We start from the raw sequence: 25,737 nt of genomic DNA, 5'->3' as shown, positions 1-25,737 counted from the left end.
ATGAAGCATGGACGCCGGCTCGCCGGGCGGCGGGCCTGCGCCCGCTGGGAGCGCCGATGCGGCCGACAGGCGCGCTTCCACCCGGCACGTCTACGTGGACAACCTCAAGACGCTGCTGATCGGCGCGATCATCGTGGTCCACGCCGTCCTGGGATACGCCGACGCCCTCGAGGTGTGGACCTACACCGAGTTCCGCGAGGTGACGCTGACCCAGGTGACCCAGGTCGCGCTGTTCGTGGTGGCCGGCCCGTTCGGCCTGTTCGTGATCCCGCTCTTCTTCCTGGTGGCCGGGCTCCTGACGCCCGGGTCCCTGGACCGCAAGGGCACCAAGCGCTTCGTCTCGGACCGGCTGTTGCGACTGGGGGTCCCGTTCCTGGTCTACGTGCTGCTGGTGCAGCCCGGGTTGAAGTACGCCCTGGTGCACCAGGTGGGCAGCAGCGACGGCCCGTATCGGGTGGACAGCGGGTTCTGGGACCTCTACCTGGTCCAGGGCCGGCTCGACACGGGCCCGCTGTGGTTCGTCGGCGTCCTCCTGGTCTTCTCGCTCGCCTACGCAGGCTCACGGCGGCTCACCACCTCGCGGTCGCGCAGCCCTCGCGACCTGACCGTCGGACGGCTGCTCCTGCTCGCGGCCGCGATCGCACCCGTCTCCTTCGCCGTCAGGCTGCTCTGGCCGTACGGGTCGGAGAGCGGGTTCACCGACCTGAACTTCTGGGAGTGGCCCGCGTGCGCCGCCGTGTTCGTCCTCGGCACGCGAGGCGCGAGGGGGAGCCTGGCCACGGCGGTTCCGGCGCCCCTCCTGAGGGGCTCGCGTACGGCGACCCTGCTGGCCGCGGGAGCCATGGCCATGCTCACGGCGCTGGCCGTGCTGCTCGACCGCGTGGACGACGCACTCGGAGGCTGGAGCTGGCCCGCCGCGGCGTTCGCAGCGGTCGAGGCGGTGCTCACGCTCACCGGGTCCATCTGGCTTCTCGGTGTCGCCCAGCGCCGCCTCGACCGCAGGTTCCGCGGCGACAGGGTGCTCAACCGGGCCGCCTACGGCGCGTTCATGCTGCAGACGGTGTTCCTCCTGGGGATCGCGGTCCTGATCCGGCCCCTCGAGCTGCCTGCGGAGGTCAAGGCGGTGGTCGTCGCCATCGCGGCGGTGGCTTCCTCCTTCGCGGCGGCGCACCTGCTGATCCACCGGGTTCCCGGAGTCCAGCGGCTCCTGTGAGGTGCTCCTGACCGGCGGCGTCGCCGCAGAATGATCCCCGACGACCCGGCGCGACGTGCACCCCGACCGCGCTGCGCCCCGTAGGCTCGTACCGTGGACCGCCGGATCTTCGGGATCGAGAACGAGTACGGCGTCACGTGCACGTTCAAGGGCCAGCGGCGGTTGAGCCCCGACGAGGTCGCCCGCTACCTGTTCCGCAAGGTGGTCAGCTGGGGGCGCAGCAGCAACGTGTTCCTGCGCAACGGCGCCCGCCTCTACCTCGACGTGGGCAGCCATCCCGAGTACGCCACCCCCGAGTGCGACGACGTCGTCGAACTGGTCACCCATGACAAGGCGGGGGAGCGGGTGCTCGAGGGCCTGCTCCTCGACGCCGAGCAGCGGCTCCACGACGAGGGCATCGCCGGCGAGATCTACCTGTTCAAGAACAACACCGACTCGGCGGGCAACTCCTACGGCTGCCACGAGAACTACCTGGTGGGCCGGGCGGGCGAGTTCAGCCGGCTCGCAGACGTCCTGATCCCGTTCCTGGTGACCCGCCAGATCATCGTCGGCGCGGGCAAGGTCACCCAGACCCCGCGCGGGGCGTCCTACTCCGTCTCCCAGCGGGCCGAGCACATCTGGGAGGGCGTCTCGAGCGCGACCACCCGGAGCCGGCCGATCATCAACACCCGCGACGAGCCGCACGCGGACGCGGAGAAGTACCGCCGCCTCCACGTGATCGTCGGCGACTCCAACATGAGCGAGACGACGACGCTGCTGAAGGTCGCCAGCTGCGACCTGGTGCTGCGGATGATCGAGGAGGGCGTGGTGATGCGCGACCTCACGATGGAGAACCCGATCCGCGCGATCAGGGAGATCTCCCACGACGTCACCGGACAGCGGAAGGTGCGGCTGGCCAACGGGCGGGAGGCCAGCGCGCTGGAGATCCAGGCCGAATACCTCGGCAAGGCGCGTGACTTCGTCGACCGGCGCGGCATCAGCACGCCGACGATCGAGCGGACCCTCGACCTCTGGGAGCGGGCCCTCAAGGCGGTCGAGTCCGACGACCTCGGTCTCGTCGACCGGGAGATCGACTGGGTCATCAAGTGGAAGCTGATCGAGCGCTACCGGGCCAAGCACGGCCTTCCGCTCGGTCACCCGCGGATCGCCCAGCTGGACCTGGCCTACCACGACATCCATCGCGGCCGAGGGCTCTACTACCTGCTGGAGAAGCGCGGGGCGGTGGCCCGGGTGACGACCGACCTCAAGATCTTCGAGGCCAAGTCCGTGCCGCCCCAGAACACCCGGGCCCGGCTGCGCGGCGAGTTCATCCGGCGGGCGCAGGAACGCCGCCGCGACTTCACCGTCGACTGGGTGCACCTCAAGCTCAACGACCAGGCGCAGCGCACCGTGCTGTGCAAGGACCCGTTCCGTGCCTACGACGAGCGCGTTCAACGGCTCATCGACGGCATGTAACAACTCTCAGGCGAGCCCGTTAGGGTTTCGCCCGGTACTTGCCGCCCTTACTCGAAGGTCTCCACGTGTCTGCCCTGCGCCGTCTGCCCCTGCTCGTCCCTGCACTGCTGAGTCTGTGCCTGTCCTTGGCTCTGGCCGCCTGCGGCGACGAGCCCGCCCCTGCCGAGCCCACGAAGGAGCGCCTGGCCGCCGTGGAGATCAGCGGCGAGGTCGGCCAGGAGCCGCAGGTGAGCTGGACCAGCCAGATGACCGCCGGAAAGATCGAGGCGGAGACCCTGGTGACCGGCGAAGGTGCCGAGCTCGAGGACGGCGACCAGGTCCTGGCGCACCTGTGGATCGGCAACGGGTTCACCGAGACCAAGGCGTTCAGCACCCACGACGAGGACGCCACCGCCGAGCTCGTGACCGTCGACGACCAGCTCCCGCCGTTCCTGACCTCCATCAAGGGCGCCACCATCGGGTCCCGGATCGCCGTGACGAGCTCGGCGGAGGAGGCGTTCGGCGAGGCCGGCAACGCCACACTCGGCATCGGCAACAAGGACTCCGTCCTGGTGATCGTCGACCTGGCCTCGGGCATCGACGACGGCCCCACGGGCACCCGCCCGCCCGCGCCGGCCTGGGTGCCGGCCCTGGAGTTCAAGAAGGGTGTTGTCTCGGGGTTCGACTTCGAGGGCGTGCCCGAGCCGACTCCCGACCTCCAGAAGGCGGTGCTGTTCGAGGGCGACGGCGCCGTGGTCGAGACGGGCAACGCGATCGTGGTGCGCTACCTCGGCCAGGTCTACGGCGGCAAGAAGCCGTTCGACGAGAACTTCAGCACCACGCCGACCTCGTTCGCGATCGGCAAGGGTGCGGTCATCAAGGGCTGGGACCAGGCGCTCGTCGGAGCCACCGTCGGCACCCGGATGGTGATCGCGGTCCCACCGGACCTGGGCTACGGCGAGGAGGGCAACCCCGACGCCGGGATCAAGCGCACGGACACCCTCTACTTCGTGATCGACGTCCTGGCCACGGCCTGAGCGACCGGGACCCGGGGTGTCGACCACGAGCAAGAGCGAGCGGCTGCTCAACCTGCTCATCATGCTGCTGGTCCAGCGCCGCTACGTCAGCAAGGACCGGATCCGGGAGATCCTCTACCCGGACTCCACCGTCGACGCCTTCGAGAAGATGTTCGAGCGCGACAAGGAGGAGCTGCGCAGCCTCGGCGTCCCGATCGAGGTCGGCCAGATGGACGCCTACTTCGACGACGAGCCCGGCTACCGGGTGCAGGCCGACCTGCTGGCGCTCCCCGACATCAGCCTGACCGCCGACGAGATGGCCGTGGTCGGCCTGGCGACCAAGGTGTGGCAGCACGCCAAGCTCGCCCGGGCGACCACCGAGGCGGTCCGCAAGCTGACCGCGCTCGGGGCCGACCTGGACGTCTCGGCCCTCGACATCGTCGAGCCCCGCCTCAACGCCGACGAGCCGTCCTTCGACGTGTTCCTGGAGGCGACCCAGGAGCGTCAGGCCGTCACCTTCGGCTATCGACGCCCCGGCCAGACCGAGTCCACCACCCGTCATCTCCAGCCTTGGGGCGTCACCCGCTACTCCGGCCGCTGGTACGTCGTCGGCTTCGACACCGACCGCGGGGCAGAGCGGGTCTTCCGGCTGTCCCGGGTGGAGGGGCAGCCCCGGAAGGTCGGCCCGGCCGGGGCCTACGAGGTGCCCGACGACGTCGACCTGGGCGAGGTCGCCCGGCGGCTCGCGCCGCCGGTCTCGACCGAGCGTGTGGTGCTCCTCGTGCGTCGCGGGGCCGGGCTGTCACTGCGCCGCGGCGCGGACGTCGTGGCAACCGCGGTCACCGGTCCGGACGGCGCGAGCGACTGGGACCGCGTGGAGATCGACCGCGCCCCGGGCCGTGTGGTCGACGAGGTGCTCGCCTTCGGCCCCGACGTCGTGGTCGAGGGGCCACCCGAGGTCCGGCAGCGGGTCGTCGACCGGCTCGCCGCCGCGCTGGCGGAGGCCACCCCGTGACGGCGTCCGCCGCGGTCGGCGCGAAGGACCAGGTCGCCCGCCTGCTCACCCTGGTGCCCTACCTGAGGGCCCGCGGCGAGGTGCGCCTCGACGAGGCGGCCACGGCGCTCGGGGTGAGCGCGGAGCAGCTCCTCAAGGACCTCAAGGTCCTCTGGATGTGCGGGACACCCGGCGGGTTGCCCGACGACCTCATCGACGTCGACGTGGCGGCGCTGGAGCCCGAGGACGGCGACGGCATCCGGACCGACGGGATCATCCGGGTCTCCAACGCCGACTACCTCGCCAAGCCGCTACGACTGACCACGACCGAGGCCACGGCGCTGATCGTCGCGCTGCGGGCGCTGCGTTCCGGCGCCGGCGACGACACTCGCGAGGTCGTCGACCGGGCCCTGGCCAAGCTCGAGGCCGCCGCCGCGGAAGGGGCCGAGGCGGCCCGCGTCCATCCCGGCAACGACGCCGCGAACACCGACCAGGCCCTGCTCGCCACCCGGCTGCAGGGCGCCGCCGACCGGCGGCGACAGGTGCGCCTCAGCTACTACGTGCCCTCACGCGACGAGCAGTCCGAGCGCGTGGTCGATCCCCGGGGGGTCGTCAACCGCGACGGCCACGCCTACCTCGACGCCTGGTGCCACCTCGCCGAGGCGCCGCGGCTGTTCCGGCTCGACCGGATCGTCAGCGCCGAGGTCCTCGCCGAGCCGATCGCGACCGAGCCGATCGCGCCGCGCGACCTCGGCGACGGCTTCTTCACCCGTGACACCGAGGTGACCCGGGCCACCGTGCTCCTCGAGCCCGCCGCCCGCTGGGTCACCGACTACTACCCGGTGGAGGCTCTCCGTGAGCTGGGGGAGGGCCGACTGGAGGTCGACCTCCTGGTCGCCGACCAGCGGTGGCTCACCCGGCTGGTCCTCGGGCTGCTGCCCCATGCGCGGGTCCTCGCGCCGCAGTCGGCGGCGGACGCGGTCATGGCGGCCGCACAGGAGACGCTCAGCCTGTACGGATGACCGTGGTCGTACGATGGAGGACGACCGCACCACCCACGTGAGGACCGACATGTCGCCGCTCGTCATCGGAGGGCTTGGCACGACCGAGCTCCTCATCATCCTGGCCGTCCTGGTCCTGCTGTTCGGCGCCACCAAGCTCCCCGAGCTCGCCCGCGGCAGCGGCCGGGCCCTGCGCATCTTCAAGGCTGAGACCAAGGGCCTGATGGACGACGAGGACTCCGTCGACGGTTCAGCGATGAAGACGCCCGAGCAGCTCGAGATCGACAAGCGCCACGCCGCCGAGCAGCGCGCCGCCGAGCTCGAGGCCGAGGCCGAGCGGTTGCGCCGCGGCGAGACCGCCTGATCGACGTCCTCTGATCCTGAGCAGCCGTTGATCCGACGCCTGGCCGGCCTCCTGCGAGGCGCGCCCGTCCACCCTGTCGGCCCGGACGGCCGGATGGCGCTCTCCGACCACCTGCGCGAGCTCCGGGCCCGGCTGGTGCGGTCGGCGATCGTCGTGGTCGTCCTCTTCGGCGTCGCCATCGTCTTCTACGACCAGCTGCTCGACCTGCTGCTCATCCCTTACAACGAGGCACTGGACGAGCTCGGCCAGAAGAAGGTCGAGTCCGAGATCGTCGTCAACGACATCACCGGTCCGCTGATGCTCCAGCTGAAGCTGTGCGGCGTCTCGGCGGTGATCGGGGCCAGCCCCTACTGGCTCTACCAGATCTGGGCCTTCATCCTGCCCGGGCTCCACTCGACCGAGCGCAAGTGGTCACGGATCTTCGCGGCTATCGCCGGACCGCTGTTCCTGGCCGGCGTGGCGACCTGCTTCTACATCCTGCCGAAGGCGATCTCCGTCCTGGTCGGGTTCACGCCGGACTTCGCGACCAACCTGGTGGAGTTCCAGAGGTTCTTCTCGTTCATCATGCGGATGGTGCTGGTCTTCGGCATCTCCTTCGAGATCCCGCTGTTCGTCGTGATGCTCAACCTGGCCGGCGTCGTCTCCGGCAAGACCCTGGGCCGCTACCGGCCCTGGATCGTCATCGGCACCTTCGTCTTCGCAGCGGTGGCCACACCCTCCACCGACCCCTTCGGCATGCTCTTCCTCGCGGTGCCGATGATCGTCCTGTTCCTGGTCGCCGAGGTCATCGCCCGGATCATCGACCGGTCGCGCGGGCGCGACGACGAGCTCGCCGGGCTGGCGGACGACGAAGCCTCGGTCCTGTGACGCCCCTCGACGCGTTCGACCTGCCGGACTGGCTGGGGGAGGGGGAGGTCACCTGGACCTCCGACGACGTCACCCGCAGCGGCGCATCGGTGGCGGGGTGCCTGGTCGGACCCGGCGCGGAGAGGCAGCCCTGCGACCTGCTGGCCGTCGACCTGGCCTACCCGGCGCCCGTCGTCGGCGACCAGATCCGCACGGCCGCCCACCAGGCCTGGAAGCACGGCCAGGTGCTCCTGCTGGACCGCGACGGTCGACCCGCCCTGGCGGTGCCCGGCACGTCGTTCACCGCGGACACCGTGCTCGATGCGATCACCCGGCTGGCCAGAGCGGTCGGTGCCGCCCCTGCGGACTACTCGGTGCGGTTGCGGCTCGGCGGCGACTGAGCACCCCACCACCGGCCAGCACGCACTAGCCTGCCCCCGTGCCCCGCGAGATCGCGCTCCTGACCAACCCCACCGCCGGCAAGGGCCGGGGGGCCAGGGCCCGTGCCGCGGTGCGCGACCGGCTGGCCGCCTCGGGCGCGCAGGTGCAGGACCTCCAGGGCCGCGACGCCGACGAGGCGCTCGACCTGGCCCGAGGGCTCGTGGCGGACGGCGTCGAGGCGCTGGTCGTCATCGGCGGGGACGGCATGGTGCACCTGGGCGTCAACGCCGTCGCGGGGACACAGACCACGCTGGGCATCATCCCGACCGGCACCGGCAACGACGTCGCCCGCTACTTCGACCTGCCGCGCAAGGACCCGCTCGCCGCCGCGGACCGGGTGGTGGCCGGGGCGACCCGCACCAGTGACCTGGCCCGCAGCGGCACGAAGTACTACACGACCGTGCTGTGCGCAGGGTTCGACGCCGTGGTCAACGAGCGCGCCAACGGCATGACCTGGCCCAAGGGACAGATGCGCTACAACCTGGCCACGGTCGCGGAGCTGCGCACGTTCACCCCGCTGCAGTACACCCTCGACCTCGACGGGGCGACCCGCCGGGTCGAGGCGATGATGGTCTCGGTCGGCAACGGGCCGTCGTTCGGCGGGGGTCTTCGGATCACCGAGGGCGCCAGCCTCGACGACGGTCTCCTCGACGTGGTGATCATCAAGCCGATGGGTCGCGCGGAGCTGGTCCGGACCTACCCGAAGCTGTTCAAGGGAACCCACACCACCCATCCGCAGTACGAGCGTCACCAGGTGCGCCGGGTCACGGTGGCCTCGCCGGGCATCACCACCTACGCCGACGGCGAGCGGTTCGGCGCGCTGCCCCTGACCGTGGAGTGCGTGTCGGGGGCGCTCACGGTCTACGCGTAGGTCCCAGTACATACTCTGGGGCAATGAGCACCGACGAGCGGTCGCCGTCGGAGCGCTACGCCGAGTTCCAGCGGGACCGGGAGCACCCGGTCACCAAGGACTTCCAGGCCCTCTACGCGTTCCCCCTGGATCCGTTCCAGGTGCAGGCCTGCCACGAGATCGAGGACGGACGCGGCGTCCTGGTGGCCGCGCCCACCGGATCCGGTAAGACGGTGGTGGGGGAGTTCGCCATCCACCTGGCCCGCGCCACCGGGCGCAAGTGCTTCTACACGACGCCGATCAAGGCGCTGTCCAACCAGAAGTTCCACGACCTCGTGGACCGCTACGGGCCCGAGGACGTCGGCCTGCTCACCGGTGACAACGTGGTCAACGGCGAGGCACCGATCGTGGTGATGACCACCGAGGTGCTCCGCAACATGCTCTACGCGGGCTCCCAGACCCTGCTCGGGCTCGGGTTCGTGGTGATGGACGAGGTGCACTACCTCGCCGACCGCTCGCGCGGCGCGGTGTGGGAGGAGGTGATCATCCACCTGCCGGAGTCGGTGTCAGTGGTCAGCCTGTCGGCCACCGTCTCCAACGCCGAGGAGTTCGGCGAGTGGCTGGCCACAGTTCGGGGGGAGACGACCACGATCGTCGAGGAGCGCCGCCCGGTCCCGCTCTACCAGCACGTGATGGTCGGCCGGCGGCTGCTGGACCTGTTCGCCTCCTCCGACGTCGACGCCTCCGCGGGCTTCGTCAAGGAGGGCGCCCCGGTCAACGACGAGCTGGTCCGGATCGCCCGCGACGACTGGGCCAGCACCCGGCTGATGCGCGACCGGAGGTCGCCCCGCAAGGGCCGCCCGGGCTCGTCGAAGAACCCCAGGTCGGTCGGCAACGGCCGACGGGTCTGGATCCCGAGCAGGGCCGACGTGGTCGACCGGCTCGACCGCGAAGGGCTGCTGCCGGCCATCGTGTTCATCTTCAGCCGGGTCGGCTGCGACGCGGCGGTCACGCAGTGCCTCAACGCGGGGGTCCGGCTCACCTCTCCGGAGGAGCGCGACGAGATCTACGCCTACGTCGAGGCGGCCTGCCGCGACCTGCCGGACGACGACCTGCACGTCCTCGGCTACCACGACTTCCTCGACGGTCTCACCCGCGGCATCGCCGCCCACCACGCGGGCATGCTGCCGGCGTTCAAGCAGGTGGTGGAGGAGCTCTTCGTCCGCGGCCTCTGCAAGGTCGTCTTCGCGACCGAGACGCTGGCCCTGGGCATCAACATGCCGGCCCGCACGGTCGTCATCGAGAAGCTCAGCAAGTGGAACGGCGAGACGCACGCCGACATCACCCCGGGGGAGTACACCCAGCTGACCGGCCGCGCCGGCCGCCGGGGTCTCGACGTCGAGGGCCACGGCGTTGTGCTGTGGCAGCCGGGCATGAACCCTCGCGAGGTGGCCGGGCTCGCCTCGACCCGCACCTACCCGCTCCGGTCGTCGTTCCGCCCGTCGTACAACATGGCGGTCAACCTGGTGCACCAGTTCGGCCGGGACACCTCGCGCGAGCTGCTCGAGCAGTCCTTCGCGCAGTTCCAGGCCGACCGGGCGGTCGTCGGCCTCGCCCGCCAGCTCCGCAAGAGCGAGGAGGCCCTCGAGGGCTACCGGGAGGCCGCTGCGTGCCACCTGGGCGACTTCATGGAGTACGCCGCCCTCCGGCGCCGCATCGGCGAGCTCGAGAAGGGCGCCAGCAAGGCCAAGCGTGCCGACCGGCGCGAGGAGGCCCTCGAGTCGCTCGCGCAGCTCAAGCCGGGCGACGTGATCGAGATCCCCGCCGGCAAGTTCGCGGGCTACGCCGTCGTGGTCGACCCCGGCTACGCGCCGGAGGGTCCCCGGCCCTACGTCGTCACCGCCGACCGGCAGGCCCGGCGCCTGGCGATGGTCGACTTCCCGACCCCCGTGGTGGCGCTGGCCCGGCTCAAGATCCCCAGGTCCTTCAACGGCCGCAACCCCCAGATGCGCCGCGACCTCGCCTCGGCACTGCGCAGCCGCACCCATGACCTGGCACCCCCTCCGCCCAACCGCCGTGGCGGACCGGACCGGAACAGGTCCGCCTCCAGGTTCGACTCCTCGCCGGTCGACCGCGAGATCGGGGCACTGCGGGCCGAGCTGAAGGCACATCCCTGTCACGCCTGCCCGGACCGGGAGGACCACGCCCGGTGGTCCGAGCGCTACTTCAAGCTGGAGCGGGACGCCGCGACACTCAAGCGGCGAGTCGAGCGGCGGACCAATACGGTGGCCCGGCAGTTCGACCGGGTCTGCGAGGTGCTGACCACACTGGGCTACCTGGAGCAGGACGGCGCCGAGGCCAGGGTCACCGAGCAGGGCCGGCACCTGATGCGGCTCTACTCGGAGCTGGACCTGGTCGCGGCCGAGTGCCTGAGGCGAGGCCTTTGGGACGGTCTGTCCGTGCCCGAGCTGGCCGCGGTGCTCTCGGTGCTGGTCTTCGAGGCCAGGCGGCCCGACGACGCGTCGGCGCCGAGGATGCCGGGAGGCCCGGTCAAGCAGGTCCTCGCGGAGATGGTGAAGCTGTGGGCCGAGCTCGACGAGCTCGAGCGTGAGCACCACCTCGACTTTCTCCGCCAGCCCGACCTCGGGTTCACCTGGGCCGCCTACCGATGGGCCGAGGGCGACGAGCTCGACGACGTGCTGAGCGAGGTCGACCTGGCCGCCGGCGACTTCGTCAGGTGGATGAAGCAGCTGCTGGACGTGGCGGGCCAGGTGGCGGACGCCGCCGGAGACGCCGCGCTGCGGGACACGGCCCGCGAGGTCGTCCGGGCGCTGCGCCGTGGCGTGGTGGCCTACTCGGGGCTCGCCGACGAGTGATGGACGCGGAGCGGGCTGGCGTGCGTCTCCGCGCCCAGCCAGCGGTCCAGCGTGTCTCCGGACTCCAGGACCATCGAGTGCTCCCCGACCTCGCAGGCAGCGCCCAGGTGGACAATCTGGTCGAGCACCCGATGCGGGCCGAGACCCGTGGCGCAGTCCAGGTCCTCGACCAGCAGGGGTGACCCCTCCCTCGCGATGTCCGTGCGGCACCGCAGCCGGCCGGGTGCCTCGCCCGTCCGGCCCAGGACCATGGTCTCCCGCAGCACGAGTGACGCCCCGGCGCCGAGACCGACACCGAGCGTGCGGCGTACGTCGGCGCCCTCGGCGACGACGAACGGCTCGCCGTGCCACAGCAGGCGCCCGGCCTCCTCGACCTCGATGTGCACGTCCCACCTCGCTTCGTGGCCGCGCATCGCGTAGGCGACCGTCCCTCCGGGCTCGATGACCTCCAGCGAGCGGCCGGCGGGCACCCGAACCGACACCGTCACGTGGTCACCGGCCAGCAGGACGGCCTGCTCAGGGACCAGAGCCAGCCGGTCGACCCCGTCGACCGTGGGGAGCCGGAACGCCCGCAGGTGGCTCGACCGGACCTCGACGTCAGCGATCGTGGGCGTGCGCATGGGAGTGTGCCGCCATCGGACCGGGGTCGACGGGCACCAGGCCGCCGGCCCGGAAGTGGGCCAGCCGCTCGGTGACCCAGCCGACCAGGCCAGCGACCGAGGCCGGGTCAGTGCGGGACAGCGCGAGGACTGGCCGTCCGTCGCGCGCGTGCTCGGCGTCGAGGACCATCCGGTCGACGTCCACCTCGACGTACGGCGCCAGGTCGGTCTTGTTGATGACCAGCAGGTCGGCCCGCTCGATCCCGGGGCCGCCCTTGCGGGCCACGTCGCCGCCGCCGGCCACGTCCAGGACGAAGATCTGGGTGTCCACGAGCGCGGGGGAGAAGGTCGCAGTGAGGTTGTCGCCACCGGACTCGACCAGCACGACATCGAGGGGCGCGAAGCGCTGCTCGAGGTCCTCCACCGCCATCAGGTTGGCCGTCACGTCGTCGCGGATCGCCGTGTGCGGGCACGCGCCCGTCTCGACACCCACGATCCGCTCCTTCGGCAGCACGCCGGCCGAGCGCATGAACCGGGCGTCCTCGTCGGTGTAGATGTCGTTGGTCACGACGGCGAGCTCGAGGCTCCCGGCCAGCTCGCGGCAGATCGTCGCGATGAGCGAGCTCTTGCCGGTGCCCACGGGCCCGCAGACCCCGAGGCGCAGCGAACGGGTGGAGTCAGGCACTGAACAACCTCCTGGTCGTGCGGGCGTGGGCCTGCGCCCACGCCTCGATCTGCGGTGACCCGGTGGCCGGGATGTCGGCGGCGTCGGTGAGGTCCTGCAGGTCCACGGCGAACCGGTCGATGTCCGGCAGCAGCCCGACGCACCACGAGGCCGCGTCGGCGGGGTCGAGTGGGAGCAGCTTGAGGGCGGCGGCCAGCACGGTCTGGACGTCGTCATAGGCGACGACCCGCGCGAGGTCGACGGCCGGCAGCCCGGCCTGTGCCGCGACCGCGCCGAGCACCAGGGGCCGGGGCGGCCGGTCGTCCGGAGACCAGCGGCCGACGGCTCCGGGCCAGGCGGTCCGGGCCAGGCGGATGAGCCCTCGGCCGAGCGCCCGCGACGTGGCGCGGATGGCGTCGCTCGGGGTGCGGGCCGCCCACGCGGCCTCGACCGGACCCAGCGGGGCTTCGAGCCGGGCCTGGTGACGCGCCACCACCGCGGTCGCCGCCTCCGTCCGGGTGACCGTCACCAGCCGGGTGCGGCAGTACGCCGGCAGCCCGGCCGGGTCCAGCCCGCGGGCCAGCCCCGGCTCGAGACCGGCGGACTGGGTGTGGCCGGCAGCAGGAAGCCGAGCGTCGGCGAGGAGCAGGGCGAGAGCGGTCATGTGGCTGGGAATCCGTGGTCAGAACATCGAGTAGAGCTGCGCGAGCGGGAGCTCGGCGGCCGGCTGCGGCTCGACGAGGTCACCGTCGATGGTGATCGCGAACGTCTCGGGGTCGACATCGATGGCCGGCAGCGCGCTGTTGTTGACCATGTCCGCCTTGCCGACGTCCCGGGTCGGGGTGACCGCCGCGAGCCGGCGCCGCAGCCCGAGCCGCGCGGCGAGGCCGTCCTCCAGTGCCGCCGGTGCCACGAAGGTGACCGCGTGGTCGCTCCCGTCGGCGTCGACCAGCGTGGGCCGCATCAGCACCGGCTGCGGTGTGGGGATCGAGGCGTTGGGGTCGCCCAGCGCGGCCCGGACCAGCGCACCGCCCTTGATCACCAGCTCGGGGCGGATCCCGAAGAACCGCGGGTCCCACAGCACCAGGTCCGCCAGCTTCCCGACCTCGACGGACCCGACCTCATGGGCGATGCCGTGCGCGATCGCGGGGTTGATCGTGTACTTGGCGACGTAGCGCCTGGCTCGCTCATTGTCGGCGGGCAGGGACCCGCCGAGCGGCCCCCGGCGGGCCTTCATCACGTGCGCCACCTGCCAGGTGCGGCAGACGACCTCGCCGATCCGGCCCATCGCCTGCGCGTCGGACGACGTGATCGACAGCGCCCCCATGTCGTGAAGGAGGTCCTCGGCGGCGATCGTGGTCGCCCGGATCCGGGACTCGGCGAACGCCAGGTCCTCGGGGACCCGGGGGCTGAGGTGGTGGCAGACCATCAGCATGTCGAGGTGCTCGGCCACCGTGTTCACGGTGTGCGGGAGGGTCGGGTTGGTGGACCCGGGGATGACATGGGGCAGCGAGGCGACCTCGATGATGTCGGGCGCGTGACCGCCGCCGGCGCCCTCGGTGTGGAAGGCGTGGATCGAACGTCCCGCGATGGCCGCGACGGTCGACTCGAGGAACCCGGCCTCGTTGAGCGAGTCCGAGTGCAGCGCGACCTGGAGGCCGTGCTCGTCGGCGGCCCGGAGCGCCGCGTCGATGGCCGCGGGCGTGGAGCCCCAGTCCTCGTGCACCTTGTACGCCGCCGCGCCGGCGAGCGCCTGCTCGGCGAGCCCCGCCGCGCTGACGGTGTTGCCCTTGCCCATCAGCAGCACGTTCACAGGCAGGTGGTCGAGGGCCCGGTGCACCGACTGCAGGTGCCAGGCGCCCGGGGTGACCGTCGTGGCCCGTGACCCCTCGGACGGTCCGGTCCCGCCGCCCCCGACGGTCGTGATGCCGGTGGCGAGCGCCTCGTGCACCTGGGAGGTCGAGAGGAAGTGGACGTGCATGTCGATGGCCCCGGCCGTGAGGATGCGCCCCTCGCCGGAGACGACGTCTGTCGACGGTCCGATCGCCAGGGCGGGATGGACACCGTCGGCGATGTCGGGGTTGCCGGCGCGTCCGAGCGCCGCGATCCGGCCGTCCCTGATCCCGACGTCGGCCTTGACCACGCCCCAGTGGTCGAGGACCACCACGTTGGTGATGACGGTGTCGGGTGCTCCCTCGGCACGGCTGGTGGTGCCCTGCGCCATCGACTCTCGGATGGATTTCCCGCCGCCGAAGACCGCTTCCTCCCCGCCGAACGTCAGGTCCTGCTCGACCTCGACCCACAGGTCCGTGTCGCCGAGTCGGACCTGGTCGCCCGTCGTGGCGCCGTACAGCGCGGCGTACCCGGCCCGGCTGAGCTCAGCCATCGGCCCGCACCTGGATGCCGGGCACGACGCGACGCCCACGCAACGCGACGGTCGCCACTTCGCGGGAGGCGCCCGGCTCGAACCGGCGTGACGTCCCCGACGGGATGTCCAGCCGGAGTCCCTGGGCTGCCGCCCGGTCGAACTCGAGTGCCGGGTTGGCGTCGGGCAGGTGGAGGTGCGAGCCGATCTGGACGGGCCGGTCCCCGGTGTTGACGATCACGAGCCGGCGGCGCTCGTCGGGGTCGCGGTCCGCGTTCAGCTCGACGGTGCCGCTGGCGACGCGGGTTGCACCGGGGGACTCGTCGGCGCCGTGCCCGAGCGGGTCGTGGATGGTGACCAGCTTGCGACCGTCCGGGAAGGTCGCCTCGACCTGCACGTCGTGCAGCATCTCCGGGACGCCCGGCATCACCTGGTCCGGGGTGAGGACGGTCCTGCCGTCCTCCATGAGCTGGGCGAGGCCGACACCCTCGCGGGCCCGCTCGATGATCCACGTGCTGAGCAGGGCGACGGTCTCGGGGTGGTTGAGCAGGACCCCTCGTTCGAGACGGTCCCGCGCCACCATGCCGGCCACGGCCAGTAGCAGCTTCTCGGTGTCGCCAGGCGTCAGGTGCATCCGGCGACGGTAGGTGCGGCGTGTTTCAGGCGTGTATCAGCCTGCGAACCCTCCAGCAGCGCCGGATGCGAGCGCGAACCGCTTGGGGTTCTCCGGTTCGACACGGAGCGGGATCCGGTCGCCCGGAGACGGCCAGACGCCCATCTCGTAGAGCATCGCCAGGGCACCGCGGTAGGTCCCGGAGCCGTCAGCAGACGATCATCACCACGACCTGCGTGACGCGACTCATCGCGTGAGCGCCTGCACGAGCCGGGCTGCCGGGCTCTCCAGGTTGTAGCGCTCGGCCAGCTCGAGTACCCGCCCCGGATCGGACGGAGTCACTGGACAGGCGAACCCGCTGCGGTCCAGGTCGAGATCGCGTGCGACCGCGACGACCTGCGGTGCCACGGCCAGGTAGTCCGCGGCCGCCCTGATCTTGCCACGCGGGCCGGGGCCGAGGTCCGAGGCGGGGTCGTCGACCGCCGCCAGGATCCCGGCCATGTCGCCGAACCGGTTGAGCAGCGTCGCCGCGGTCTTGTCGCCGACCCCGGGCACGCCTGGCAGCCCGTCGGAGGGGTCGCCGCGCAGCGTCGCGAAGTCGGCGTACTGCCGGGCGTCGATGCCGTACTTCGTGCGGACCCAGTCGTTGTCGACGCGCTCGTGCTTGGCGACTCCACGGCCGATGTAGAGCACTCGCACGTCGGCCTCGTCGTCGACGAGCTGGAACAGGTCGCGGTCGCCCGTGACGACGTCGACCGGCTGCCCGGCGCCGGTCGCCAGGGTGCCGATGACGTCGTCGGCCTCGGCGGCCGGGGCACCGACCACGCAGATCCCGAAGGCGTCGAGCACCTCCAGGATGATCGGGATCTGGACCTCCAGCGGGTCGGGGACCTCCTCGATGTCGACGGCGCTCGGCCGGGCCACCACCACGCGGTGCGCCTTGTAGGTCGGCAGCAGGTCGACGCGCCACTGCGGGCGCCAGTCCTCGTCCCAGCAGCACACGAGGTCGGTGGGGCGGTACTCACCGACCAGCCGGGCGATCATGTCGAGCAGCCCGCGCACCGCGTTGACCGGCGTGCCGTCGGGAGCAGTGATGTCGGGGACACCGAAGAAGGCACGGAAGTACATCGAGGCGGTGTCCAGGAGCATCAGCCGGCCGGGCTCCGCGTCACTGCGGGCTTGCGTTGTGGTCACGCCGGGCATCGTGCCAGAACGCGCTCTATCGTTTGACTCGTGACGCTGTCCGATGTGGAGCCCACCGATCGCAAGATCCTCGAGCTGCTGGCCGTCGACGGCCGGATGTCCTTCACCGACCTCGGCAAGGCCACCGGACTTTCCACGTCGGCGGTCCACCAGCGGGTCAAACGGCTGGAGCAGCGCGGGCTGATCCTCGGTTACGGCGCCACGGTCAACCACGACGAGATCGGGCTGCCGCTGACCGCGTTCATCTCGATCCGGCCGATCGACCCGTCCCAGCCGGACGACTCGCCGGACCGGCTGCGCGACATCCCCGAGATCGAGTCGTGCTGGTCGGTGGCCGGCGAGGAGTCCTACATCCTCAAGGTCCGCCTCGGCACGCCATCCCAGCTCGAGGAGCTGCTGGCCCGCATCCGGGCTGCCGCCAACGTCTCGACGCGCACCACCATCGTGCTCTCGACCTACTACGAGAACCGCCCCGTCACCGGAGGGTGACGGGGCAATTCTCTACGGTGTGTCCGGGTCCACCCTCCCTCAGGAACAGGGGAGATAGGTCCGGGTCACGGTTGCGGTGCCCTTGCCGCGTACCTTCAGCCTGGCCTCGATGACGAGCTCGTCGGTGTCCGGCAGGCCACTGAGGGTCACGTTGGTCCTGGACGCCCGTCGGCTCGGGTCGACGCTATGGGCACCAGTGGGGCCGGCGCATGACCCAGACGGGCCATTGAGGGTCAGTGCGCTTGGAGCGCGGCCAGCCGTCTCGACGCCTCGGCCATCTCGGCCGCCTTGAGCGCCGTGTCGTCGTCGCGGGCGTGTTCGGCCCACCACTCCTGGCCGGCCGCGGGCAGCGTGTGGATCGGGTCGTAGTAGGCGTAGGTGCGGGTCAGCGCCTCCGGATCGGCCGCCTCGATGGAGGTGCGGTAGTTCTTGGTCCAGTAGGAGATGCCACGTTCGGTGTCGTAGTCAGCCAGCTGGTGGACCCAACGCTTGCCGACGAACGGGACGTCGCAGACGATCCGCGGGGTCGCGAAGCCGGGCAGGTAGCCCATGATCGCGTGCTGGAGGCGCTGGGCGTCGGCGACCGAGACCCGCCAGTGCTCCGAGAACGGGATCATGTCGCACATGTAGAAGTAGTAGGGCATGATCTGCGCGCCGTCTAGCAGCCGGAAGCACAGGTCGAGCAGGGCGTGGGGGTCGGCGTTGACGCCGTTGAGGATCACGCCCTGGTTGCGGACGTCGCGCAGCCCGGCGTCGAGCATCGCCCGGGTCGCCTCGGCCACGATCGGGGTGATCGAGTGCGCGTGGTTGGCGTGGGTGTGCATGGCGATCGAGACACCGCGCTGGCGGGCGATCGTCGAGACGCGGGTGACCCCCTCGACGACGTCGGGCTGGAGCCAGTGCTGGGGCAGGCCGATCAGGGCCTTGGTGGCGAGCCGGATATCGCGGATGTTGTCGATGGCCAGGACCTCGGTGAGGAACGCCTCGAGCCGGGGCCACGGCATGTTCGCGACGTCACCGCCGGACACGACCACATCGCGCACGGCCGGCGTCCGTCGCAGGTAGTCGAGCATGTCGGCCAGCCGGTCGTTCGGCTTGGCGACGAACTTGAGTTTGTCGATGACCGGCGTCGAGTTGCCGACCAGGTCCATGCGGGTGCAGTGCCCGCAGTACTGCGGGCAGGTGGGGAGGAGCTCGGCGAGCACCTTGGTGGGATAGCGGTGCGTCAGCCCCTCGGTCGCCCACATGTCGTGCTCGTGCAGCGAGTCGCGGGTGGCGTGCGGGTGGGACGGCCAGTCGGTGCGGCGGTCGGAGAAGACCGGCAGCATGTAGTGGCGGATCGGGTCGGCGTAGAACGCATCCGTCAGCGACCCGGGGCCGCCTGGGACGGCGTTCGGGACCATCGTGTTCATCATCTGCGGGGGGACGAGCATCGACATGGTCGCGCGCTCGTTCTGGTCGCGCTCGAGGTCGGCGTAGAACCGGTCGTCGACGAGGTCGCCGAGCAGCTCGCGCAGCTGCTTGACGTTCTTGACGCAGTGGGCCCGCTGCCACTGCACCGAGGCCCAGTCCACGGCGGTGACGTCACGCCATCCGGGGAAGCGGGTCCAGTCCGGCTCGACGAGCTCGACACGCTGGTAGGGGTAGGGCTGCCCGGTCCCGAGCCCGATGGACGTTTCAATGGTCACTATGACACTGTAGGTGGAGGATCTACGGCGTGTCCAAGCACGCGCCGCAAATCCTCCTGTCCCGTTAAGTTACCGAGGAGAAACTTCGTGCGCGCCAGCGATCCGACCGGGTTGCACCGGGTGCTGGACCGGCCGGCGGTGCTGCCGCAGGCCGCCACCCACCTCGACACCCGTCCGGAGCTGTGGCCCGACGAGGTCCGGGTGCGCGTCGAGCGGCTCAACCTGGACGCCGCCTCGTTCCGTCAGCTGGAGCGGGTGCACGGGGGAGACGGCGACGCCGTTCGTGCGCACGTGCTGCAGATCGTGGCCGAGCGGGGCAAGATGCAGAACCCCGAGACGGGCTCGGGAGGCATGCTGGTCGGCACGGTCGAGGAAGTGGGCCCCGAGTCACCGCTCGGCCTCGCGGTGGGCGACCGGGTCGCCACCCTGGTGTCGCTCACCCTCACTCCGCTCGTCATCGAGGACGGACTGGCGGATTGGGACGGCCGGTCGGAGCAGGTTCCGTGCGACGGGTACGCCATCCTCTTCGGGCGCTCCATCGCCGCGGTGATCCCCGACGACCTACCCGCCGAGCTCAGCCTCGCGATCATGGACGTCTGCGGTGCCCCGGCACTGACTCACCGGGTGGTCAGCCGTTACGAGCAGCCCGTGGTGGCGGTGATCGGCGGGGCCGGCAAGTCCGGGTCGCTGAGCCTGGCCGCCGCGGCGAAGGCGGGTGCGCGCCGGACGGTAGGGGTCGTGCCCCACGAGCCGGAGGCGGAGCTGCTGCGCGGCACCGGCCTCGCCGACGACGTCGTGGTCGCGGACGCCCGCGACCCGATCGCGACCCGGGACGCCGTGGTGTCGGCCGTCGGAGGGACGGCCGACATCACCGTCGTCTGCGTCGACGTGCCCGGCTGCGAGGGCGGCGCCATCCTGTCCACCTCTTCGGGCGGGACCGTCATCTTCTTCTCGATGGCGACGTCCTTCTCCGCCGCCGCCCTCGGTGCGGAGGGCTTGGCCGCTGACGTGACCATGCTGGTCGGCAACGGCTACGTCCCCGGTCACGCGGACTACGCGATGGGACTGCTCCGGGACAACGACGCGGTCCGGCGCCTGTTCGAGGGTCGGCTGGTGCACGCATGAACACCCCACGCGTGACCAAGCGAAAGCCCGTCCTGCAGCTCGACCCCGCCGACGTACGCCGGGCGCGGAGCCTGGCCCGCAAGGCCGCCAGGCCCATCGTCAAGCTGGCCCAGCAGCACACGACGGTCTCCGTGGAGCGCGCCACCCTCCGGCTCGCGGGGCTCGCGGGTGCCGACGCGGAAGGCACTCCCTGGGTCAACCGGCTCACCGACGTCGTCCGGGCCGACCTCGACGACTCTGCCGACTCTGGGGGAGGCCTCGCCCACGGCGTGGCGCTGCCGGTGTGGGACGCGCTGCTGCGAGGCGAGGCTGAGGACCTGGCCACCCTGGCGCAGAAGGCGAGCGCGGGATCGGTGCGGTTCCGTCTCCCCGAGGGCCGCGACGCACAACGCGCCCGGACCGCGGCCAAGCGCCAGGTCGGCGCGGGCCTCAGGCTCATCGACAAGCGCCGGCTCGAGCGGGAGCGGATGATCGCCAAGCATGGGGACGCCCCACGCCAGCCGTGGATCTACCTCATCGTGGCCACCGGCGACATCCTCGAGGACATCCCGCAGGCCCAGCAGGCGGCCCGCGAGGGCGCCGACGTGATCGCGGTGATCCGCTCGACCGGCCAGAGCCTGCTCGACTACGTGCCCGAGGGGGCCACGCGCGAGGGTTTCGCCGGCACCTACGCCACCCAGGAGAACTTCCGGCTGATGAGGGCCGCGCTCGACGAGTCGAGCAAGGAGCTGGGGCGCTACGTGCGGCTCACCAACTACGCGTCAGGTCTCTGCATGCCCGAGATCGCCACCCTCGCCGGGCTCCAGCGTCTCGACATGATGCTCAACGACTCGATGTACGGGATCCTCTTCCGCGACATCAACCCGATCCGCACCTTCGTCGACCAGCGCTTCAGCCGGCAGATCCACGCCCGCGCGGGGATCATCATCAACACCGGCGAGGACAACTACCTGACCACCGCGGACGCCGTCGAGGCCGCGCACACGGTGACGACGAGCCAGCTGCTCAACGAGTACTTCGCCAAGGAGGCCGGCCTCGAGGACTGGCAGCTGGGCCTGGGCCACGCCTTCGAGATCGACCCGGACGTGCCGGAGTCGTTCCGCCTCGAGCTGGCGCACGCCCTGCTCGCCCGGGAGCTGTTCCCCGACGCGCCGCTCAAGTGGATGCCCCCGACCCGCCACATGACCGGTGACGTGTTCCGCGGCTACCTGCTCGACGGGTTCTTCAACCTGGTCGGCGCGCTCACCGGGCAGGGCATCCTCCTCGTCGGGATGATGACCGAGGCGGTGGTGACCCCGTGGCTGTCGGACCGCGACCTCGCCCTGCAGAACGTCCGCTACGTCATGAACGCCGCCGGCAACCTGCACGAGGACTTCCGCCCGGCGCCCGACGGCTTCATCGCCAACCGAGCGCGGGAGGTCCTCGGGGAGTCGGTGGAGCTGCTCGAGCGCATCATCGACCACCCGGGCGGCCTCCTGGACGCCATCGCCGACGGGACCTTCGGGCTGATGAAGCGTCCCGCCGACGCGGGCCGCGGCCTGGACGGCGTGGCCCGCCGGTCGGCGGCGTACTACAACCCGGCGACCGACCTGCTGGAGTCGGGGCAGTGAGCATCATCCGGCCCTACGGCGACACGACCGGCGACGGGATGGTGCAGACCAGCTTCACGCTGCCCATCCCGCACTCGAAGCATGCCGAGGGGGCCGCGCTGCAGCTCGCGAACAAGATGGGCATCGACCCCGCGCTGGTGGTCCACAGCAAGGCGATGGGGCCCGGCTTCACGTTCTTCGTCGTCTACGGGCGGGTGAACCACCTGGTCGACACCGACGCGGTCGAGATCGTCGAGCGCGACTTCCCCCTGCTGACGCCCAAGGAAGTCAACGCCGCGGTGAAGCGCAGCCTGCGGCGCCGGCTGGTCGTGGTCGGTGCGTGCATCGGCACCGACGCACACACCGTGGGGATCGACGCGATCCTCAACATCAAGGGGTTCGCTGGCGAGAAGGGCCTCGAGTACTACCGCGAGCTCAAGGTCGTCAACCTGGGAGCCCAGGTGTCGGTGCCGCAGCTCGTTGCCCGCGCCGCCGAGGAGAAGGCCGACGCGGTGCTCGTCTCGCAGGTCGTCACGCAGCGCGAGGCGCACCTCCTCAACACCCGGGAGATGTCGGCGGCCTTCCGCGAGGCATACCCACCCGCCAGGCGACCGCTGCTGGTCGTCGGCGGGCCGCGCTTCGACGAGGCGATGGCCGACCAGCTCGGCGTCGATCGGGTGTTCACCCGGGGTACCACGCCCGGGGAAGTGGCATCGTTCCTGGTGCACAGGCTCGTCCAGAGGAAGGCTTCGTGATGGCGTCCCCCGCAGGGGCACGGGTGGGAGCGTCCGTGACCCATCGGCACTACGTGCCCTACTCGCACGCCCACTACGCCGGCTCGCTGGTCGACGGCGCCTACGGCCTCGGGCTCTTCGGCGACGCCGCCACGGACCTGTGCATTGCGACCGATGGCGACGAGGGCCTCTTCGCGAGCTATGCCGACGTGCAGTTCCTGGCGCCGGTCCGCGCGGGCGACGTCGTCGAGGTGACCGCCGAGCTGGTGCGGGTCGGCAGCCGCTCGAGGGAGATCGCGTTCACCCTGAGCGTGGTCGCTCGAGGGGAGCCCACCGAGTCGGCGCCAGGGGCGGCTCGGCCACTCACCCCGCCAGTGGTAGCGACGACCGCGACCGGCACCGTCGTGGTGCCGCCGCGCTGAGCGCGGCACGGCCACGCACCGGCGTGTCGTCGGCGACACGCCGGGCCAGGCAAAAATCCCGCGGGAATTCTGTAAACGGGCCGTTAACAACAGGTGCCCTTTGACCTGCGAGGACGCGCGTTGTCGCAGGTCACGAGGCGGTTGACAACGCCGCGCCCGGAGAGTGAAAGTGTCGGCCGTCCGCTCATGCAGATCGTGGGAGGCGCACCGGTTCACCGGGCCTGACCGAGGGTGAGATGCCATCACCTGAACGGCCGGGACAGGGAGATCGGAGCACTCCGCGAGAGTGGGGGCGGAGGGGCCCACACCCCCTAGACAACAGCCCGACCACGTCATCCAGTCGCTTCTCGGGCTGGACCGAAGGGTTGTGGGACCCCTCCGACCTCTGCAGGCCCAGCAGAAGCACGAGCAGGTAGCGTTGGCGCGTGACTGCGCGCCGCCTTCTCTGCGCCGTCGTCGCGGGGCTGGCGCTGAGCGCCGCCTTCGAGCCTGTGACGCTGCCCTGGCTCATCCCGTTCTCCGTGGCGGCCTTCGCCCTGGTCACCCGTGGGCAGCGGGCGCGCTCGGCATTCGTCCTCGGCCTGGCGTTCGGCGCCCCCTTCTACTTCACTCACGTCATCTGGATGCAAGCCGTCGGACTCCCGGCGTGGATCGCCCTGTCGCTGCTGGAGACCTCGTTCTACGCCGTGCTGGGGTCGGTTTCGGCGGTGCTGCAACGGCACCGGCTCTGGCCCCTGTGGTTCGCCGCCGCCTGGACCTCGGCCGAGGTCCTGCGCAGCGGCTGGCCCCTCGGTGGCATGCCGTGGGGACGTCTGGCCTTCGCGGTCGTGGACACTCCCGTCGCCTCGGCGCTGCCCTACGTCGGCGCCGTCGGTGTCAGCTTCCTGCTCGCTGCGCTGGGCGCGCTGCTCGCCGCCCTGCTCGTGGCGATCCACGACCGGACTCCGGTCCGACCGGCGGCACTGGCGCTGACCGGTCTGTGTGCCGGACTCGCGGTGCCGGTCGTGCTGCCCTGGCAGGCCGCCGAGGAGGGCGACCCGAGCGTGCAGATCGCCGTCGTCCAGGGCGACGTGCCCGGACGCGGCGACGACATTCTCTACGACCACCAGCAGGTCACCCGGAACCACGCCGACGCGACCGTCGCGCTCGGCCGGCGCGTGGCCGATGGTGAGGTCCCGGAGCCGCAATTCGTGCTGTGGCCGGAGAACTCCACGGCGACCGACCCCTTCGAGAGCGAGCCGATCCAAGCCGAGATTCTCCGGGCCAGCGACGCGGTCGGTGTCCCGATCCTGGTGGGTGCCATCGTCGACGGCGGACCCAACCAGGTGCTCAACCAGGGGATCGTCTGGGATCCGCAGACCGGGGCGGGGGAGCGCTACACCAAGCGGCATCCCGTGCCCTTCGGGGAGTACGTCCCGCTGCGCTCGGTCTTCCTGCGCTACAACTTCTTCGACCGACTCCGCGATGTGGGTCGCGACATGCTGACCGGAACCCGGGACGAACCCCTCGACGTGGGAGGCGTGAGTGTGGCCGACGCCATCTGCTTCGATGTCGCCTACGACGACGGCATCCACGCCCAGGTCTCCAGGGGGGCCGAGCTGCTCGTGGTGCAGACCAGCAACGCGACGTTCATCCGGACCGACCAGATCGACCAGCAGTTCGCCATCACCCGCGTGCGCGCCATCGAGACCGGCCGGTGGACTGCGGTCGCATCGACCAACGGGGTCAGCGGTGTGATCGCCCCCGACGGCGACGTCGTCGACACGGCCGAGCCACGCACCCAGGACGTGCTGCTGCAGGAGGTGCAGCTCATCGACACGTTCACTCCCGCGACCCGGATCGGTCCCTGGACCGGACGTCTGGCCGCCGTGGGCACGCTCGTCGGCCTCGGGCTCGCCCTCGGCCGCCGCCGTCAGGTACCGCGACCGGAGGGTCCCGCCACCCAGGCCGACCCCGAGTTGGTGGAGGTCCGGTGACGGGCGACCTGGGACGCGTCGTCATGGTCGTGCCGACCTATGACGAGGCGCAGAACCTGGAGTGGATCGTCGGACGGCTCCGCGCGGCCCAGCCCGAGGTCGACGTGCTCGTGGTCGACGACGCGTCGCCCGACGGCACCGGGACCCTCGCCGACGCACTGGCCGCGAAGGATGCCGGCGTCCACGTGCTGCACCGGCACCAGAAGGCGGGCCTGGGCGCTGCCTATCTCGCCGGCTTCGCCTGGGCGCTGGACGCCGGCTACGACGTCATCGGTGAGATGGACGCGGACGGCTCCCACCAGCCCGAGCAGCTGCAACGGCTGCTCACAGCGCTGACCGACGCCGACCTGGCGATCGGGTCGCGGTGGGTGCCGGGCGGGTCGGTGGTCAACTGGCCGCTGCGCCGCGAGCTCCTCTCCCGCGGGGGCAACCTCTACGTGCGGCTGCTCCTCGGCATCGACGTGCGCGACGCGACCGCGGGCTTCCGGCTGTTCCGCCGGTCCGCCCTGGAGAAGATCGACCTCACGTCGGTGAAGTCCACCGGCTACGTGTTCCAGACCGACCTCGTCACCCGGTGCCTGCGCGCCGGACTGACTGTGCGGGAGGTGCCGATCGAGTTCGTCGAGCGGGTGCGCGGCGACTCCAAGATGAGCGGAGCGGTCGCCACCGAGTCCCTGCGCCGGATCACCGCGTGGGGGCTGCGCGAGCGCCGCGACCAGCTGCGGCAGAGCCTGCGCCGCGATCGGCGTCCGCCGTCGTGAGCGGCCGGCGCAGGGGAACGCTGGGTTGGGCGCTGGTCGCCGCCTTCGTCGTGGTGCCCCTGGTCGAGATCTACGTCCTGATCCAGGTCGGTCAGGCCATCGGGGCCTGGTGGACGATCCTCATCCTCATCGCCGACAGCATCCTGGGCACCTGGCTGATCCGGCGCGAGGGCGGACGGGCGTGGAGGGCGCTCCAGAACGCGCTCAGCAGCGGCCGGATGCCCGCCCGGGAGCTCGCGGACGGGGCGCTGATCCTGATCGGCGGCACGCTGATGCTCACCCCGGGATTCGTCACGGACGTGTTCGGGATCCTGCTGATCCTGCCGTTCACGCGGCCGGTGGCCAGACGTCTGCTCACCACCGTGGTCGCGCGACGGCTCGTGGTGATCCCATCCTCACGGCGCCCACCCGGCGATGACGGCAGTGACGGCGGCCCGGTGGTGCCGGGCGAGGTGGTCGACCCCTGACGAGGGC

General features: G+C 71.3%; 25 protein-coding genes. 18 read left to right on the top strand and 7 right to left on the bottom strand.

Going from position 1 to position 25,737, the window contains the following annotated elements:
* The first annotated feature begins 7 nt into the window (after window positions 1-7).
* From ACYVC6_RS18840 to ACYVC6_RS18795, 10 genes are all read left to right on the top strand, one after another.
* Entirely contained in the window at window positions 8-1,213 is a 1,206-nt protein-coding gene (locus tag ACYVC6_RS18840) for an acyltransferase family protein (protein ID WP_460715992.1), read from the top strand.
* A 93-nt stretch (window positions 1,214-1,306) separates the two neighbouring features.
* Window positions 1,307-2,668, top strand: coding sequence for a Pup--protein ligase (gene pafA / locus ACYVC6_RS18835; protein ID WP_460715991.1), 1,362 nt, complete (start codon window positions 1,307-1,309; stop codon window positions 2,666-2,668).
* Window positions 2,669-2,733: 65 nt separating this feature from the next.
* Entirely contained in the window at window positions 2,734-3,684 is a 951-nt protein-coding gene (locus ACYVC6_RS18830) for an FKBP-type peptidyl-prolyl cis-trans isomerase (protein ID WP_460715990.1), read from the top strand.
* Between the two features lie 16 nt (window positions 3,685-3,700).
* Window positions 3,701-4,678 (top strand): helix-turn-helix transcriptional regulator, encoded by a 978-nt coding sequence (locus tag ACYVC6_RS18825; protein ID WP_460715989.1) that lies wholly within the window; start codon window positions 3,701-3,703, stop codon window positions 4,676-4,678.
* Window positions 4,675-5,679 (top strand): helix-turn-helix transcriptional regulator, encoded by a 1,005-nt coding sequence (locus ACYVC6_RS18820; protein ID WP_460715988.1) that lies wholly within the window; start codon window positions 4,675-4,677, stop codon window positions 5,677-5,679. The genes ACYVC6_RS18825 and ACYVC6_RS18820 overlap by 4 nt, the downstream gene beginning before the upstream one ends.
* 13 nt (window positions 5,680-5,692) lie before the next feature.
* The gene (gene tatA / locus ACYVC6_RS18815) at window positions 5,693-6,022 is read left to right on the top strand and encodes a twin-arginine translocase TatA/TatE family subunit (RefSeq protein WP_460715987.1); all 330 of its coding nucleotides are present in this window, start codon (window positions 5,693-5,695) and stop codon (window positions 6,020-6,022) included.
* 27 nt (window positions 6,023-6,049) lie between these two features.
* A complete protein-coding gene (gene tatC, locus ACYVC6_RS18810; protein WP_460715986.1) occupies window positions 6,050-6,889 on the top strand; it encodes a twin-arginine translocase subunit TatC in 840 nt (279 codons plus the stop codon).
* On the top strand, window positions 6,886-7,269 hold the full coding sequence (locus tag ACYVC6_RS18805; RefSeq protein ID WP_460715985.1) for a hypothetical protein: 384 nt from the start codon (window positions 6,886-6,888) through the stop codon (window positions 7,267-7,269). The genes tatC and ACYVC6_RS18805 overlap by 4 nt, the downstream gene beginning before the upstream one ends.
* A 38-nt stretch (window positions 7,270-7,307) precedes the next feature.
* Window positions 7,308-8,180 carry a YegS/Rv2252/BmrU family lipid kinase gene (locus ACYVC6_RS18800; RefSeq protein ID WP_460715984.1) on the top strand — a complete coding sequence of 291 codons (873 nt, stop codon included), beginning with the start codon at window positions 7,308-7,310 and terminating at the stop codon, window positions 8,178-8,180.
* A 23-nt stretch (window positions 8,181-8,203) separates the two neighbouring features.
* Complete coding sequence (locus ACYVC6_RS18795) at window positions 8,204-11,035, top strand: DEAD/DEAH box helicase (RefSeq protein WP_460715983.1); 2,832 nt, start codon at window positions 8,204-8,206, stop codon at window positions 11,033-11,035.
* Here the strand turns inward: ACYVC6_RS18795 and ACYVC6_RS18790 are convergent.
* The 6 genes from ACYVC6_RS18790 to ACYVC6_RS18765 all read right to left on the bottom strand — a co-directional run bounded on the left by ACYVC6_RS18790 (window position 11,011) and on the right by ACYVC6_RS18765 (window position 16,425).
* Complete coding sequence (locus ACYVC6_RS18790; RefSeq protein ID WP_460715982.1) at window positions 11,011-11,655, bottom strand: urease accessory protein UreD; 645 nt, start codon at window positions 11,653-11,655, stop codon at window positions 11,011-11,013. The two genes, ACYVC6_RS18795 and ACYVC6_RS18790, sit on opposite strands and share 25 nt — an antisense overlap.
* Window positions 11,633-12,319: an urease accessory protein UreG gene (gene ureG / locus ACYVC6_RS18785; RefSeq protein ID WP_460715981.1), complete on the bottom strand. Its 687-nt coding sequence runs from the start codon at window positions 12,317-12,319 to the stop codon at window positions 11,633-11,635. Before ureG ends, ACYVC6_RS18790 begins: the two co-directional genes overlap by 23 nt.
* Window positions 12,312-12,962: an urease accessory UreF family protein gene (locus tag ACYVC6_RS18780; protein ID WP_460715980.1), complete on the bottom strand. Its 651-nt coding sequence runs from the start codon at window positions 12,960-12,962 to the stop codon at window positions 12,312-12,314. Before ACYVC6_RS18780 ends, ureG begins: the two co-directional genes overlap by 8 nt.
* A gap of 18 nt (window positions 12,963-12,980) precedes the next feature.
* Window positions 12,981-14,684: an urease subunit alpha gene (locus ACYVC6_RS18775; RefSeq protein WP_460715979.1), complete on the bottom strand. Its 1,704-nt coding sequence runs from the start codon at window positions 14,682-14,684 to the stop codon at window positions 12,981-12,983.
* On the bottom strand, window positions 14,677-15,297 hold the full coding sequence (locus tag ACYVC6_RS18770; protein ID WP_460715978.1) for an urease subunit gamma: 621 nt from the start codon (window positions 15,295-15,297) through the stop codon (window positions 14,677-14,679). Before ACYVC6_RS18770 ends, ACYVC6_RS18775 begins: the two co-directional genes overlap by 8 nt.
* Before the next feature lie 225 nt (window positions 15,298-15,522).
* Window positions 15,523-16,425 (bottom strand): 5'-3' exonuclease, encoded by a 903-nt coding sequence (locus tag ACYVC6_RS18765; RefSeq protein ID WP_460716517.1) that lies wholly within the window; start codon window positions 16,423-16,425, stop codon window positions 15,523-15,525.
* An 84-nt stretch (window positions 16,426-16,509) separates the two neighbouring features.
* Between ACYVC6_RS18765 and ACYVC6_RS18760 the strand changes: the two genes are divergently transcribed.
* On the top strand, window positions 16,510-16,968 hold the full coding sequence (locus ACYVC6_RS18760; RefSeq protein WP_460715977.1) for an Lrp/AsnC family transcriptional regulator: 459 nt from the start codon (window positions 16,510-16,512) through the stop codon (window positions 16,966-16,968).
* A 233-nt stretch (window positions 16,969-17,201) separates the two neighbouring features.
* Here ACYVC6_RS18760 and ACYVC6_RS18755 read toward each other — a convergent pair whose 3' ends face one another.
* Window positions 17,202-18,656, bottom strand: coding sequence for a KamA family radical SAM protein (locus ACYVC6_RS18755; protein ID WP_460715976.1), 1,455 nt, complete (start codon window positions 18,654-18,656; stop codon window positions 17,202-17,204).
* A gap of 87 nt (window positions 18,657-18,743) precedes the next feature.
* On the opposite strand from ACYVC6_RS18755, the gene kdd reads away from it, so the two are divergent.
* From kdd to ACYVC6_RS18720, 7 genes are all read left to right on the top strand, one after another.
* Window positions 18,744-19,781 carry an L-erythro-3,5-diaminohexanoate dehydrogenase gene (gene kdd / locus ACYVC6_RS18750; protein ID WP_460715974.1) on the top strand — a complete coding sequence of 346 codons (1,038 nt, stop codon included), beginning with the start codon at window positions 18,744-18,746 and terminating at the stop codon, window positions 19,779-19,781.
* The gene (kamD, locus tag ACYVC6_RS18745; RefSeq protein ID WP_460715973.1) at window positions 19,778-21,391 is read left to right on the top strand and encodes a lysine 5,6-aminomutase subunit alpha; all 1,614 of its coding nucleotides are present in this window, start codon (window positions 19,778-19,780) and stop codon (window positions 21,389-21,391) included. Before kdd ends, kamD begins: the two co-directional genes overlap by 4 nt.
* The gene (kamE, locus tag ACYVC6_RS18740) at window positions 21,388-22,125 is read left to right on the top strand and encodes a lysine 5,6-aminomutase subunit beta (RefSeq protein ID WP_460715972.1); all 738 of its coding nucleotides are present in this window, start codon (window positions 21,388-21,390) and stop codon (window positions 22,123-22,125) included. Before kamD ends, kamE begins: the two co-directional genes overlap by 4 nt.
* A gap of 35 nt (window positions 22,126-22,160) precedes the next feature.
* Complete coding sequence (gene kal, locus ACYVC6_RS18735; RefSeq protein WP_460715971.1) at window positions 22,161-22,526, top strand: 3-aminobutyryl-CoA ammonia lyase; 366 nt, start codon at window positions 22,161-22,163, stop codon at window positions 22,524-22,526.
* Window positions 22,527-22,951: 425 nt separating this feature from the next.
* Entirely contained in the window at window positions 22,952-24,502 is a 1,551-nt protein-coding gene (gene lnt, locus ACYVC6_RS18730; protein WP_460715970.1) for an apolipoprotein N-acyltransferase, read from the top strand.
* Window positions 24,503-24,525: 23 nt separating this feature from the next.
* Entirely contained in the window at window positions 24,526-25,263 is a 738-nt protein-coding gene (locus tag ACYVC6_RS18725; protein ID WP_460716516.1) for a polyprenol monophosphomannose synthase, read from the top strand.
* The gene (locus ACYVC6_RS18720; protein WP_460715969.1) at window positions 25,260-25,730 is read left to right on the top strand and encodes an FxsA family protein; all 471 of its coding nucleotides are present in this window, start codon (window positions 25,260-25,262) and stop codon (window positions 25,728-25,730) included. Before ACYVC6_RS18725 ends, ACYVC6_RS18720 begins: the two co-directional genes overlap by 4 nt.
* Window positions 25,731-25,737: the final 7 nt, after the last annotated feature.

This window comes from Nocardioides dilutus, assembly GCF_054779555.1.
This window is presented reverse-complemented; position numbering and strand designations above follow the sequence as displayed.